General features: G+C 39.9%; 16 protein-coding genes. 5 read left to right on the plus strand and 11 right to left on the minus strand.

What is annotated here, in order from left to right; translation table 11 throughout:
• Positions 1–167 precede the first annotated feature (167 nt).
• Positions 168–1,205, minus strand: a complete 1,038-nt coding sequence (locus V7L07_RS06310) for a threonine aldolase family protein (RefSeq protein ID WP_335056035.1) — start codon at positions 1,203–1,205, stop codon at positions 168–170.
• A 713-nt stretch (positions 1,206–1,918) separates the two neighbouring features.
• On the opposite strand from V7L07_RS06310, the gene V7L07_RS06315 reads away from it, so the two are divergent.
• Together V7L07_RS06315 and V7L07_RS06320 are read left to right on the plus strand one after the other, a co-directional pair.
• Positions 1,919–2,701: an ABC transporter ATP-binding protein gene (locus V7L07_RS06315; protein WP_335056037.1), complete on the plus strand. Its 783-nt coding sequence runs from the start codon at positions 1,919–1,921 to the stop codon at positions 2,699–2,701.
• A gap of 191 nt (positions 2,702–2,892) precedes the next feature.
• The gene (locus tag V7L07_RS06320) at positions 2,893–4,359 is read left to right on the plus strand and encodes an MlaD family protein (RefSeq protein WP_335056039.1); all 1,467 of its coding nucleotides are present in this window, start codon (positions 2,893–2,895) and stop codon (positions 4,357–4,359) included.
• Between the two features lie 24 nt (positions 4,360–4,383).
• On the opposite strand, the gene V7L07_RS06325 is transcribed toward V7L07_RS06320, so the two are convergent.
• Together V7L07_RS06325 and V7L07_RS06330 are read right to left on the minus strand one after the other, a co-directional pair.
• Positions 4,384–4,617 (minus strand): hypothetical protein, encoded by a 234-nt coding sequence (locus V7L07_RS06325; protein WP_335056041.1) that lies wholly within the window; start codon positions 4,615–4,617, stop codon positions 4,384–4,386.
• Positions 4,618–4,631: 14 nt separating this feature from the next.
• Positions 4,632–4,871 (minus strand): hypothetical protein, encoded by a 240-nt coding sequence (locus V7L07_RS06330; RefSeq protein ID WP_335056043.1) that lies wholly within the window; start codon positions 4,869–4,871, stop codon positions 4,632–4,634.
• A 219-nt stretch (positions 4,872–5,090) separates the two neighbouring features.
• On the opposite strand from V7L07_RS06330, the gene V7L07_RS06335 reads away from it, so the two are divergent.
• Both V7L07_RS06335 and V7L07_RS06340 read left to right on the plus strand, forming a co-directional pair.
• A complete protein-coding gene (locus V7L07_RS06335) occupies positions 5,091–5,426 on the plus strand; it encodes a XisI protein (RefSeq protein WP_335056045.1) in 336 nt (111 codons plus the stop codon).
• A gap of 108 nt (positions 5,427–5,534) precedes the next feature.
• Entirely contained in the window at positions 5,535–6,110 is a 576-nt protein-coding gene (locus V7L07_RS06340; RefSeq protein ID WP_335056047.1) for a TMEM175 family protein, read from the plus strand.
• A gap of 389 nt (positions 6,111–6,499) precedes the next feature.
• Here the strand turns inward: V7L07_RS06340 and V7L07_RS06345 are convergent, their stop codons facing one another.
• From V7L07_RS06345 to V7L07_RS06380, 8 genes are all read right to left on the minus strand, one after another.
• A complete protein-coding gene (locus V7L07_RS06345; protein WP_335056049.1) occupies positions 6,500–6,670 on the minus strand; it encodes an ATP-binding protein in 171 nt (56 codons plus the stop codon).
• A 145-nt stretch (positions 6,671–6,815) separates the two neighbouring features.
• Positions 6,816–8,072, minus strand: a complete 1,257-nt coding sequence (locus tag V7L07_RS06350; protein ID WP_335056051.1) for an FAD-dependent hydroxylase — start codon at positions 8,070–8,072, stop codon at positions 6,816–6,818.
• A gap of 110 nt (positions 8,073–8,182) precedes the next feature.
• Positions 8,183–9,154 carry a 7,8-didemethyl-8-hydroxy-5-deazariboflavin synthase subunit CofG gene (cofG, locus tag V7L07_RS06355; RefSeq protein ID WP_335056053.1) on the minus strand — a complete coding sequence of 324 codons (972 nt, stop codon included), beginning with the start codon at positions 9,152–9,154 and terminating at the stop codon, positions 8,183–8,185.
• 217 nt (positions 9,155–9,371) lie between these two features.
• A complete protein-coding gene (gene crtW, locus V7L07_RS06360; protein ID WP_335056055.1) occupies positions 9,372–10,139 on the minus strand; it encodes a beta-carotene ketolase CrtW in 768 nt (255 codons plus the stop codon).
• Between the two features lie 1,017 nt (positions 10,140–11,156).
• A complete protein-coding gene (locus tag V7L07_RS06365; protein WP_335056057.1) occupies positions 11,157–11,597 on the minus strand; it encodes an SRPBCC family protein in 441 nt (146 codons plus the stop codon).
• Positions 11,598–11,616: 19 nt separating this feature from the next.
• Positions 11,617–11,805: a CPXCG motif-containing cysteine-rich protein gene (locus tag V7L07_RS06370; protein WP_012411100.1), complete on the minus strand. Its 189-nt coding sequence runs from the start codon at positions 11,803–11,805 to the stop codon at positions 11,617–11,619.
• Between the two features lie 83 nt (positions 11,806–11,888).
• Positions 11,889–13,565: a B12-binding domain-containing radical SAM protein gene (locus V7L07_RS06375; RefSeq protein ID WP_335056059.1), complete on the minus strand. Its 1,677-nt coding sequence runs from the start codon at positions 13,563–13,565 to the stop codon at positions 11,889–11,891.
• Between the two features lie 20 nt (positions 13,566–13,585).
• Positions 13,586–13,840, minus strand: coding sequence for a SemiSWEET transporter (locus V7L07_RS06380; RefSeq protein ID WP_179066932.1), 255 nt, complete (start codon positions 13,838–13,840; stop codon positions 13,586–13,588).
• Here V7L07_RS06380 and V7L07_RS06385 point away from each other — a divergent pair.
• Positions 13,777–14,013: a hypothetical protein gene (locus V7L07_RS06385; RefSeq protein WP_179063518.1), complete on the plus strand. Its 237-nt coding sequence runs from the start codon at positions 13,777–13,779 to the stop codon at positions 14,011–14,013. The two genes, V7L07_RS06380 and V7L07_RS06385, sit on opposite strands and share 64 nt — an antisense overlap.
• Positions 14,014–14,036 lie beyond the last annotated feature (23 nt).

Raw genomic sequence — 14,036 nt, forward strand, 5'->3', positions numbered from 1 at the left:
TGGACAAGAGTAAATCAAAGTAAAAATATTGAGATTATTAAGTAGTGTTTCAAAAACATTACTCAATACGCTTGGCTTTATGAAAAATTGTAGGTTGGGTGAAGCAAAGCGCAACCCAACAAAGCTATGAAAATGTTGGGTTTCGTTCCTTAGTTATTCGCGCTCACTTACTTAGTTGCATTTTTAATATCACCAATCAATTCATCAATCCTTGATTGAGTAGTGTTCCAAGAACACATAAAACGTACTCCTCCCACACCAATAAATGTATAAAACTGCCAATTCTTGGCTTTTAAACTGTGAATAACTTCTTCAGGTAATTTCACAAATACGGCGTTGGCTTCTCTAGGAAACATCAAATCAACGCCTTCTATGTTTAATAGTTGATTTTCTAAATATTCAGCAGATTGATTAGCATGTCTAGCATTTTTTAGCCAAGCACCAGTTTCTAATAAACCCAACCAGGGAGCAGAAATAAACCGCATTTTTGAGGCTAACTGACCTGCTTGCTTACATCGATAATCAAAATCCTCTGCTAGCGCTTTGTTGAAAAAAAGAATAGCTTCACCTAATGCCATTCCATTCTTTGTGCCACAAAAACACAATACATCCACTCCAGCTTTCCAGGTAATTTCAGCAGGGCTTTTATTCATAGCGGCAACTGCATTTGCGAAACGAGCGCCATCCATGTGAATTTTTAAGTTATACTTATTCGCAACTTCTTTAATACTTAAAAGTTCTTCAATAGAATATAAAGTTCCTAATTCAGTTGCTTGTGTAATGCTAATAACTTTAGGTTTAGGATAATGAATATCAGTGCGCCTCGTGACAATTGACTCTATAGATTCTGATGTTAATTTGCCATATTTACCTTGAGCTAGTAGCAGCTTAGAGCCATTAGATGCAAATTCAGGTGCGCCACATTCATCTGTTTCTATGTGAGATGTCTCATGACAAATGACGCTGTGATATGACTGGCAAAGAGCAGCTAAAGATAAAGAATTTGCGGCTGTACCATTAAAGGTAAAAAATACTTCACAATCAATTTCAAAGAGTTTCCGAAAATAATCTGATGCTTTTTGAGTCCATTCATCATTTCCATAAGCTGGAACACTACCTTGATTTGCCCTAATCATATATTCCAGGGCTTCAGGACAAATACCAGAAGAATTATCGCTTGCAAACTGTTCTAATTGGCTACTCATAATTATTTTTAAAAGCAATTATTACAATACTAGTGAATAATTTAGATTTTGCCAATTCTAAATATTGACGTAAATGCTATCAAATTCTCAAATTATCTAATAACTCTGTCAATTACACACACTATTTTATATTTTAGGTTAGGAATCTTCTTCTATATATCATTTAGTATACCGTAGTCTTTTTTAACTTGATATTCTCAGAAATTTAGTTAGTAATAATTATTTTTTAGTTATAGTTAATCATTAGTGAAAACACATACGTTGACTTAAAACTAAAAATTTATAAAGACTAAATTCACAAATTTAATTTGATTATTATGCCTTGTATTAACCTGTTAACTAGCTTTCTATATAGTAGCTTTTATCTGATTATTTTTAACATGAAGTAGTATATCGATACGATTAAATGACTTTGCTGATGTCTATAGATGGAATATTATTTGCATATCACTGAGATGTTTAGTTACTACGGTGTATTCATCAGGCTTGTGTTGAGGTATTTTGGGACGTTAAATATCGCAAAGAACTAAATATTATGCTAAAAAAATAAAGTTTGCTGATCAGAATGCTAATCATGTACTTATAATGTAAGATACAAAGCCCTACCAATAACTATGACATCACTATTGGGCATACTTATCCTTTGTTAGTTCTCAGTAGTCATTTGTTTATTTTCTACTGACCAATGACCAATGACCAATGACTAATAACTAATGAGTGAACCATTGATTGAACTGAAAGGTGTTTCTAAATCCTTTGGTAGCCATAAAGTTCTAGATAATGTAGACTTGACCATTTACCGAGGAGAAGCACTGGGGATTATTGGCCCATCAGGGACTGGGAAATCAACAATTTTACGTGTAATGGCGGGGTTACTTAGTCCCGATGAAGGAGAAATTTATGTCCAAGGAGTGCGGCGAGACGGTTTGATTGAGGATGGTGGTCAGCAGGTTGGCATTGGTATGGTGTTTCAGCAGGCGGCACTATTTGATTCGCTGACGGTGGAGGAGAATATAGGGTTTCTACTTTATCAAAATTCAAAGCTGCCGCGATCGCGCATCCGAAATTTGGTAGAAGAAAAACTAGAGATGGTAGGTTTGCCAGCAATAGGCCACCTCTACCCAGCCGAACTTTCCGGGGGAATGCGAAAACGGGTAAGTTTTGCTCGTGCAATTATGTCTAACCCCGATAATCCCTCCGAAGGCCCAGAAGTTCTATTGTACGACGAACCAACAGCCGGACTCGATCCCATCGCCTCAACAGTAATCGAAGACTTAATCCGCCATTTGCAATGTTTACATGGAGTTTGTAGTACTTATGCCGTTGTTACCCACCAAGATAGTACTATCCGCCGTACAGCTGATAGACTTATATTTCTCTATGAAGGTAGAGTGCAGTGGCAGGGTACAGTTAGTGAAATATACAACACAGAAAATCCTTTGATCAAACAATTTATCAGTGGAAGTGTTCAAGGCCCGATTAAAGTTGCCGGCTAGAAACTTAAAAGTGAGAAGTGAGAAGTGAGGAGTAATGAGGAGTAATGAGTAATGAGTAATGAGAAGTGATGAGTAATAAATGGGGAGTGAGAAGTTAAATTCAACTCCTAACTCTTAACTCCTAACTCTTAACTCTTAACTCCTAACTCCTAACTCCTAATTAGTTGTTGGTTGTTGGTGGAGGCAAAAAAATGCGAGGTCTTATGACAAGCCGCTTCGCTTCTATGCGAACATTTAGAGAAGGTTCTGTAGGGTTATTACTCTTGCTAGGACTAGGGGTATTTGGATTACTTTTTCTGTGGTTAAATAGATTCACCGCTGCTGGCCGTTCATACAAAATTATTGTGGAATTTGCCAACGCTGGCGGCATGCAAAAGGGAGCAGCAGTCCGCTATCGTGGCGTTAAGGTAGGAACTATTTCTCAGGTTCGACCAGGGCCAAATGCCATTGATGTAGAGATTGAAATTGCCCAAACTGACCTAATTATCCCCCGGAATGTAGTGGTGGAAGCTAATCAAAGCGGATTAATTAGCGAAAGTATTATCGACATCAAACCAAAATCAACCTTACCTACTGGGGTTGTGCTTGCTAAACCCCTAGATAAAAGTTGTGATAATAGTCTCATAGTCTGTAATGGTTCTCGGTTACAAGGTCAGGTTGGCATCAGTGTTGATGAACTAATTCGCAGTTCAACTGACCTCGCTGCTGCATACAATAACCCAAAATTTTATAGAAATGTCAATCGGGTTCTAGAAAGTACAACAGGCGCAGCATCCAGTTTTACAGAATTAAGCCAGGATCTCCGAGGTTTAACTAAAAGCTTACAACAACAACTTACTACTTTTTCCGCCACGGCTAATTCTGTGCAACGGGCGACAAACCAACTTAATACATCCGCAAATCAAACAGTAAATAAATTCGGTGCAACTGCAACTCAAGCTAATCAGTTGCTAAAGAACTTAGATAATTTGTTGACAACAAATCGTTCGACGCTAGTTGGTGCTTTGAACAATATCACTGAAACCAGTAACCAACTGCGTGTTACAGTCAGTAGCTTATCACCATCTGTCAACCGATTGACTCAAGGGGAATTACTCAACAATTTAGAAACTCTATCCGCAAATGCAGCCCAAGCCTCAGCTAATTTACGCGATGCTTCTAAAACTTTAAACGATCCAAAAAATGTGGTGCTGCTGCAACAAACTTTAGATTCAGCACGAGTAACCTTTGAAAATACCCAAAAAATTACATCTGATTTAGATGAATTGACAGGAGATCCTAAATTCCGTAAAAATCTGCTGCAATTGGTGAATGGTTTAAGTGGTTTAGTCTCTTCTACACAACAGATGCAGCAACAAGTACAGGTTGCGACTACTCTAGATTCGGTAAAAGCTGCTGTGAGGAAACCAAAGAATCTAATTCCTACCCCAGTACCAACCCAACAGGCGATGTTTAATGACAAGTCGCTACCCGTTTACGTAACAAATCCCTCACCTGCTAATTTTGCAAGTAGTGACATCAACCTTCAACCAAGTCCCATTCCATCTATCCCTAACTCATCCCAAGAAGGACTTTTGAAGCAGCTGCGAGAGTATGGCAAGCAACGGGGGCAACTGGAGACGGGGAAAGACGAAATACAGGTTGATAATTTTAAGTAAGATATTTTACTGTAATAGAATGTACTAAGTAAGGTAAAGTAGGAGAGCCTTGTGCTGCCTGACAGCACTCTGGTAGTAATCAAAAATCTGGTTGTAGTAATCTGTCATCCAATCCAACATTTCTTCTTCAGACCAGTCAATCCAGGGTACTGGTTCTGATTTCTGTGATTCTCGGATGAAACGATTCTGGAACCCCTCTTGTGAAAGTTCTAATAACCCATCAAGAATTTCTCCAACTTCATCACCTGGGGATGCCAATCATAATTCTTCTTCTACTGTCGGCGATTCCCAGGAATAAATCTACTTAAACCCTGACTTTTAGGCAATTTATCAAACCGCGCCCTCGCTTCTTTTTTGATTGTTTCATATCCTAACCCATAAGTTTCTCGTTGCCAAAGAGCGGATTCTGGTAACCATTGAGCATCACGAAATACCTCAACAAGAAGTGGATCTTCTTTCAATAATTCAAGCGTTGATGCCGAAATCTGCTTAATCTCACCTATAATTCCCATAAAGCTTTTGTTGCAGCGCTTAACAGTTATTATCCTCGAAGTATAGCTAGTTACAGAATGTTTAAAAATTATTGCCTACGAGCGCAATACTAGCGCTGCTATTCGAGAATTACGGCGGAAATTGGCGAGTGAGAATTAAAGATTTTGATTTTGCGATCGCTTCAATATAAGGAAAAATGGCTGCCAAAGACCTATTCCACTCCAGGAGGTGATTGTCGAATGGAAAGAGTAGAACATTATCGCCAAAGCATCTGCCAATTATTAACGTCTCACGTTACTTTTGAGGTTGGCAGTTCAGGCATTGAGTCTCAACTTGTGTTTGATCAAGAACATGACCACTATCAGCTTTTAGAAGTTGGCTGGGAGGGACTGAAGCGAGTCTACAATTGTATTATCCATTTAGATATTAAAGATGGAAAGATTTGGATTCAGCGCAATATGACTGATGTAGATGTTGCGCGGGAATTAGTAGAAATTGGTGTTCCGAAAGAGGATATTATTTTAGGTTTACATCCGCCGTATAAGCGTCCGTATACAGGGTATGGAGTAGCCTAAAAAAGTGCGCCCATAGTGCAGAGAATCTTTATCAATGACAACTACTTGGTACGATAAAGTACAGAGTGTCACAACTTACTCTCAAGTAAACACAAAAGGAATGCGTACATGGGAAAAGGGAGATTAGAAGCATTCAGCGATGGGGTGATTGCCATCATCATCACTATTATGGTGCTGGAAATCAAAGTGCCGCATGGGTTCGATTTAGCTGCGCTGCGTCCGCTAATCCCGGTATTTCTCAGCTATGTGCTGAGTTTTATTTATATTGGCATCTACTGGAACAATCACCATCACCTATTACAAGCAGTCCGACAGGTTAATGGGCGTATACTTTGGGCTAATCTGCATCTGCTCTTTTGGTTGTCGCTAGTCCCCTTCGTCACTGGCTGGATGGGCGAGAATCACTTTGCCGCCGTGCCAGTTGCCCTTTATGGGACGGTATTGTTGTTGACTGCGATCGCCTACTACATTCTTAGCCGTGCCCTCGTTTCTCACCACGGAAAGGATTCAACTCTCGCGATCGCAATCGGTGATGACTTCAAAGGGAAACTATCAGTAGTTTTCTATGCTGTGGCAATTCCAATTGCCTTTGTGAACTCATGGTTGGCCTGTGCATTTTACGTTTTAGTTGCAATCATCTGGCTTATCCCAGATCGTCGCATTGAGAAGACTCTCACTTCCTGAACGAATTCAGAATTACCTACAAGTGCAATACCTAAACACAAAAAACATCAAAACCTGTTACCTAATTCCATCAAAACAAAAAGCGAACCCAGTGTTTCTACCACGATTCCTGAACATCACCCAGAAACAAGTAAATAACACCACAACCCAACAAAAGTATATGTGCAGAAGTAAAATTAGGTGTGTAGAGGTATTTATTTAGGCGATACTTGCGATCGCCATAACTAACAACAGGGTTAGATATACCGAGTTATTAGGGAAAATCGATTTACCTCTCCACAACCCACAGAGTAAAACAAAGAAAGTAAGGAACTGGTAAAGAAATTACGGTTATTACTCAACTATCGGTAACTTCACCCGAAAATAGCTACCTACACCGACTTTACTCGTTACAGAAATCTCACAACCATAGCATTAGTAATAGCTTGGACAATAGCTAAACCTAAACCCGAACCACCTTGACGACGAGAACGGGCTTTTTCGGCTCGCCAAAAGCGATTAAACACTAAGGATAAATCTTCAGGTATAATCCCAATGCCAGTATCCGTTACTTCAATCACTACAAAATCATCCCATTTAAAGATTTTTACCCTGATTAAACTGCCATTAGACGTAATATGCTACTTTTCAAACACCCTCTTAGAGAAGTCGGGTATCTAAGTCTTTTGATTTAAACGAAAGCAAATTTGAATTCCCCACAGGAGTTTATCGTTTTGCTAATTCTGGAGTCCGCCCCTTCAAGCCAATCATCAATTTGAGCATAAATACTTTTAATACAGGTACTCGCTGCAAAAACCATAAACCCAAACGACGAACTACTACCACAGGGAAGAAATTATTAGAGAACATCCGATCTAACAAGTCGGTGAAACCTAAAATCGTCAGATTTTCTAACTTGCGCCAGCGTTCATAACCTTTGAGAATCTGAATATCGCCAATATCTTTACCCGCTTTGTGCGCGGCTTGAATTACTTGCGCCAAAGCTGCTGCATCCCGGATACCTAAATTTAAACCTTGTCCGCCGACGGGATGGCAATTGTGCGCCGCATCACCAATTAACGCTAGTCGGGGGAGAACGTAGCGATCGCTTTGCATGAGTTGTACTTGAAAAACAAAGCGATCGCCTAGTAATTCCAGTTTCCCCATCTGATCGCCATAGCGACGGCTTAGTTCTGCCAAAAATTGCTCATTGTTTAAAGCACACAAAGCTTTTGCTTCTTCATGGGGCGCTGTCCAGACGATGCGGCAACGGTTCCCCGGTAAAGGTAAAATCGCAAAGGGCCCGCTAGACCAAAATCTTTCGTAAGCGGTGTTATTGTGGGATTTTTCTGGTTTGACAAAGGCGACGATGCAAGATTGCCAATATTTCCAGCCGGAAGTTTTGATGCCAGCTGCTTGGCGAATTGGCGATCGCGATCCATCTGCTGCGACAACTAATTTGCTGCGAACTGTCCTTAGCTGATCGGCAACTTTTATATCAATGGCGACTATATTCTGCTGATATTGCGTATTTACCACTTCTGCCGGACAGAGATAAGTCACATTTGGGCAATCTTGGACAAAATCTTGCAACGGCTGCAACAGCGCTTGGTGTTCCGCTACATAACCCAACTCTGCTGTATTTATATCATCTGTGGTAAATTCCACCACATCGGGATAATCGGCATCAGAAAGACGAACTCGGCAATATTTAGCGATTTGCGGCAACATTTTCTCCCAAACGCCAATACCTTCATAAATTAGCGACGAAAGCTTGTGAATTGCATAGGCTTGTCCCTTGGCTACTGCTGCTGATGCCACTTTCGCTTCAATTAGCAAGACACTCAAGCCAGAATCTTTTAAAGCAGAGGCTAGAGTTAACCCAATAATCCCACCGCCGACAATTACCAAATCATATTCATATCCCCGCTCATTTGGCGGTGTTGGTTGAGGGGAAATTTGCTCAAGCTGCGTTATGGTCATCGTTAAGTTAGATTACAGCGTCTTAACTCTTATTTTGACGCGATCGCGCCTTCTTGAGCAACTTTAAAAGCCAAACTAAGTACAGCTTTGCACAAGTTCGTAGCAAATTATTAAACCAATAACATAGCATTCCGCGATCGCTTCACCGCTGTTTGTAATTCCCCCGACAACCAGCTATCAAATTGCGGATAAACTGGCGATCGCGGTACTAATTCCCACCCCGCAGGCTGTAAAATTTTTCTTAATGCCTGTTCCTGAACATAAGGATAATCGGGATTGACTTCATCTTTTGGCCCAATTCCACCCAAATCTCTTGCACCAGCTTCGATACAAGCGATTAACCATCGATCATCTGGAATTAAATTTGGCGGAATTTGAATCGTAATATCTGGCGGTAAAATCTGACGCGCCCTACAAATTACTTCTGGTAATTGATGGGGATCAAAAGGTGGTGCATCAAAAGTTTGCTGATATCCTGGACTATGAGGTTGCAGGATAACTTCTTGAATGTGATGGTAACGTTGGTGCATATCAGATATAGCTTCCAAGGTTTCCCACCAATCATCTACAGTTTCCCCAATTCCCAACAGTAACCCAGTTGTAAAAGGAATCTGTAACTCTCCCGCCCATTGCAATTGCTGTAAACGAACTTCTGGTAATTTACTCGGTGCGTGGCGATGTACACTATTTAACAATGTTGGCGTTAACTGTTCCAACATCAGCCCCATCGAAACATTTACACGCTTGAGCTTTTGCATTTCCTCAAAACTCAGTGGCCCCGCATTTGTATGAGGTAAAAATCCCATTGAAAGCGCTAATTCACACAAATTATAAATCCGCTCAAACCACATCTGACGCTTTGGTGAATGTGGATGCACTTCACCACTAAGTATGAGAATTTCACAGACTTTTTCGTTTTGAAGTGGTTTGAAAATATTTTCTGCATCTGAAAGACTCATCCAGGGACTTTTACCTGGTTCACTGCGAAAATTGCAGTAACTACAGCGATTAAAGCATTCGTAAGTGGGAACGATTGTATAAGCAGGGCTATAGGTGACAAGACGAGAATCATTAATTGGCATAAGCAGAATAAATTTGCTTTTAGTAAGCAGCCCAAGATTTATTTTAAGGGCTGAAACCTTTAATTATTCACGCCCACTTATTTATTAGAGAAACAAGAGCTATTTTACTTTGGGAACTCCAAGAAATAAATTATCCAATATCGTGGGCATCTTGCCCGCCCAGTTTGTATGGCGGGCGAGACGCCCACCCCATAAGAAAGAGTTAATTGGATATTTTTTATTTGGAAGTCCCTTTATAAATTTCTGGTAACTGCCACCAAGGAATATGGGGATATTCATGATGTTCCTCGTGATAGCCGAAATGATAGCACGTAATAAATGACCACCAAATTGGACGGCTAATCGTTTGGGCACAATGAGGCTGAATATAGCCTCCTTTTGGTTCGCTATGTGGGAGGAAAGTACCAAAATAAAATAATTGGAATGAACTTAAAAGTGAAGGATACACCCAAAAGTAATTTAGATTATCACTGGGGATATGGAGTATATTTTTAACAAAATTATAAATAATGATGAGGGCAATTATTTGTCCCCAACTCCAATAACCTTTCATAAAATATAAATACCAAGCGAGGAAGTTTTTGTATTTACCATTATGAAAATCTGGGTCTTTTTGAGTTGCTGGATTTTGGTGGTGTAACCAATGCTTTTTTAATAATTTTTTATATGGTAGAAGACCATAAAGAGATAGGGTTAATGTCCCAATAATATGATTAATTTTGCTGTTTTGGGGAAACACTACCCCATGCATAGCATCATGAGATGTAATAAATAATCCCGTATATAAAAATGTTTGCCAAGCTATGCTAGGCAATAGCATCCAAAGTTTTGACTTGGAGATGTCAAGGGGAAGTAATAAACTCAAGCTAATAACCCATACACTAACAATGACAATAGCAATGAAAAGTCCTTTAAACTGGGATTGACTTTTCACTACTGGAGTCAGTTTTGTTTGATGACTGGGTGGTTGTTCTAATTGAATCACGCTATTACTCCGCCTAGTATTCAGGTAAAAATTCCTAAAATATAGTCACCATAAAAAGCACTAACCACCAGTCAGAAAACTCTATTAGTGGTCAGTGTTTTGCATTGGATAGTGCCAAAACTTTAAGATATTTAGAAATATTAAGATACTTTAACTATTATTACACATACAACCGCCATACCAACAACTTTTTTTGGTATGGCGGTTTGATTATATAAGTTATAGTACTGATAGTGTTGGTAATTATAAAAACTAGTGTTTGTAATATGGGGCTTTTTAAAGAGCCGAGGTCGGGGAAAAAGGTGGTAACATCATTAGCAGCAAGAGTAGGTAATGAAGTGGAGTAATTCCTGTATGATGCTGTAGCCGTTGAGATCCCAAACTAATGTAGTCTAGAAACTGAATCATCGCCAAGCGTCTAAGGTTCAGACTGAGGATTAAACCCCAACTCTAAAGCGTCACTTAGGTAAAATTCATTTCTTATTTTACTGATTTAACCTATAAATTAGGACTATCTGTAGTATTAAAGAAAAATATTAGGCGAATAGAATTCGCTACTACACAAAACTTAGTCCACCTTTCCTGCGGAACCCTACGCGAACGTGGACTAAGAGAAAATCAAGGGTTTTTAACCCACGGAGGTGGGTTTTGTTTGTATAGCCGCGACTTCCAGTCGCCTGGTGAGTAATAAATTAGACTTTTCAAACAACCTCTAAAGGATGAGATTTCCAAGATTTTAAGAAAATATTTTGAAATTAGCAAAATGGTATTTCAAATGTCAAAAAAATCTAACGAAAGTTAGAATATTTTCTGAGTGTTATTGCTCAAACTAAAAAAGAGCAAATAATAGTATTTTTCAAACTTATATAGCGGTTCACACTCAAATGCGGTACAAAATTATATCGCAAGGTATAGGGGCAATTCATGTAGACACATAGTGGCCTCCCGCAGGGTATTGCCCCTACGGGTGTAGCTTACTATAAGAGAATGATTCTGGACGAATGAATGGCAATTACTTTAACACTCACGTTTAGTTACGTAGTGCCGATAGCGAAACATCGCTTCTAATTGCGCTTGTACTAGCCAACCACTGATAAATTCAACTGTTCCTCCACCAGGCATAGAGAAGGAGATAGCATCAGTTAGTCTAGTTTTGCCATTTTCTGGTTCAAATTCATGTCGATGTACCCAATACTCGAAAGGGCCAGATATTTGTTCGTCGGTAAACAGACGATATTTTTCACATTCAGTATGACGCGCTAACCAAGTTAAGGGCAATGGGCCGAGAAACAAGCGAAATTCGGTGATAGCGCCTACTTTCAATCCCCCCTCACGACGAACTACTTGGACTGGCTGCCAAGGTGGATTTAACAGTTGTAGAATATCTGGCCTTTCGTGAAATTTCCAAACTACTTCTGGTGAGGCATTAATTATTGAGGAATGTTTAAAGTGCAGCATGGAAAGAAAAACCTAAAATTCAACTTTCGGATTCAGTATCAATTTCGATATCTAGGGTATCTTCATCAACCCGCACATACAAAATATTTGGGTTACAACAAACTTGACAATCTTCAACGTAAGATTGCTGTCCTCCAGCACTCAAATCAATAAAAGTTAAGTTCGGTTCGCCGCAATAGGCGCAGTAATACTCGGCTGTGTTTTGCATCAATTCATGGGTGTTGGGTATTGGGTATTGGGTATTGGGTATTGGGTATTGGGTATTGGGTATTAACTTTTAATTCCTAGTTTTTATTCCCCAGTTCCCAGTCCCCAGTCCCTAGTCCCCAATACTGGCTGTAATTCTTTTGGGGATGGATTGATATAACTTTTAGCATCAGCCAAATGCTTTAGTAGTGTAGACTGTGGCAGAGGCCCTTGCAAGTGGCTCCAGGGTAATACTTGTTCTCTTGACCATTCGGCGTGGACGTAGAAATCTAAGTCTGGGATTTGTCCTTTGAGTTGCTTGAAAGCACGTTTGTAGCTACCCAAGGAATCGCCAAAGTCACGAGTAAGTTCAAGAAGTTGGGAGAGTCTGCGATCGCCTCTCGATAACAAAGCCTGTATAATCGACCAATTATAACTTTCTGGGCGAAACTCTATCCCCTGTGGTTTTAGCTGTTTTTGCAAAAACTGCAACCGCTTTTCGGCTTGGCGATTCACCCCAAACCATTGAAACGGTGTGTGTGCTTTGGGTACAAAGGTGCTGCATCCAAATGTTAAGCGCAATCCCGGCGCAGCTTTTTTGATATTACGCATCATCGCCACGGTTTGCTCTAAATCTTCTGCTTCTTCACCAGGAATTCCTGCCATTCCGTAGAGTTTCAAGCTTTTTAATCCGCCAGCTTTGGCATTTATCGCCGCTTGAATAATTTCATCGTTATGCAGCTTTTTGTTGACGATTTGGCGGATTTTCTCAGAACCACTCTCTACTGCAATGGTAAGCGATCGCGTGTCTCGTTTGGTCAAAGTTTCTGCTAACTGGACTGTTACAGTATTAGTTCGCACTGAGGCAATACTGAGACGGACATCATCATATTTTGGCTGACTAATATAATCTAGCAACGCCTCAAACTCTGGATGTTGAGTTACAGAAGCCCCCAATAATCCTAACCGATTTGTGACTTCTAAACCTTTGGCGATCGCTGGAATTAATGAATCTTCCAGACTCGCTGTTCTAAAAGGCAGTGTGAGATAACTCGCCAAACAAAAGCGGCACATTTCTGGACAACTTCTCACCACTTCCACCATGTAAATATTTTCCCATGCCGCTTTTTCGGTGACTACAGTTGACGCTGATAGCGTATTTCCCCGATAAGTTTGCTTTTGCACGACTGCGGGAATTTCGGGAGAAATTGGTTTAATTGACTTTACTTCACCATCTCTTGTGTGATATTCCACCTCATACAAACTGGGTACATAAATTCCTGGTATTTGTGCAAGTCTTTTTAGTTGAGTTGGTCTCGAGGTATTTCTGACTTCTTTGTAAGCCTCAATAAAATTCCCTAACAGGCTTTCGCCATCCCCCAGTAAGATGACATCAAAAAAATCTGCAAAAGGTTCGGGGTTAGCAGTGAGAACGGGGCCACCACCAAAAACTATTGGATGAGAATCATCACGAGAGGTTCCTCGAATGGGAATTTCTAAAGATTCCAGCAAATTTAAAATATTCACATAATCCAGTTCCCACGAAATCGAAAATCCCACAATTTCCGGCTTTCTAGGGATTTGTTCGTGAATATCAGTAAACAGGCGACTCACCTGCACATCATCACGCATTGCAAAAGTAGCCCACACCACCTGATAGCCGAGACTAGTTATACCTACGCTGTACTCGTTGGGAAAGGCGAAGATTATGGGAATTGCGTTGATATCTGGGGTGGTGGGTTTAAATAGAAGGCGTTCAGAGTCAAATACAGATGATGTCACAGGTGTTTATAGATGCAAGTTTATCTATATTTAATTTTAAGCCATAGAATAATTAAGTTAAAAACCAATGTTACGCTGTTGGCAAGAATAATCGGTAAAGATTGTAGATAAATTCCATAAATTAACCACAAAAAGATACCAGTTATGAATGTAATTAGCGTCACTAAAGAAACATCTTTTGCTGATTTTGTTTGCCAAGTTTTAAACATCTGTGGCAAAAAAGAGATTGTGGTTATTGTTGCGGCAGCTAATCCTAGAATTGTCAGAAAATCCATGTTTAATTATTCATATTAAGTTGCCATATCATACATCAGCGATCGCCCTTATCTGTTTAATCCAACTCTACATGAGACATTTTACACTGTTGAGCGATCGCTACAACAGCTTAACAACAAGATTCCCGACTTATTTAATCAGTCGGGAATCTAAAAATGTATCACGGTCTTAGCAAGAATAATCGGTGAAAATTGT

The sequence above is a fragment of the Nostoc sp. genome, assembly GCF_036916985.1.
Lineage (GTDB): Bacteria > Cyanobacteriota > Cyanobacteriia > Cyanobacteriales > Nostocaceae > Nostoc.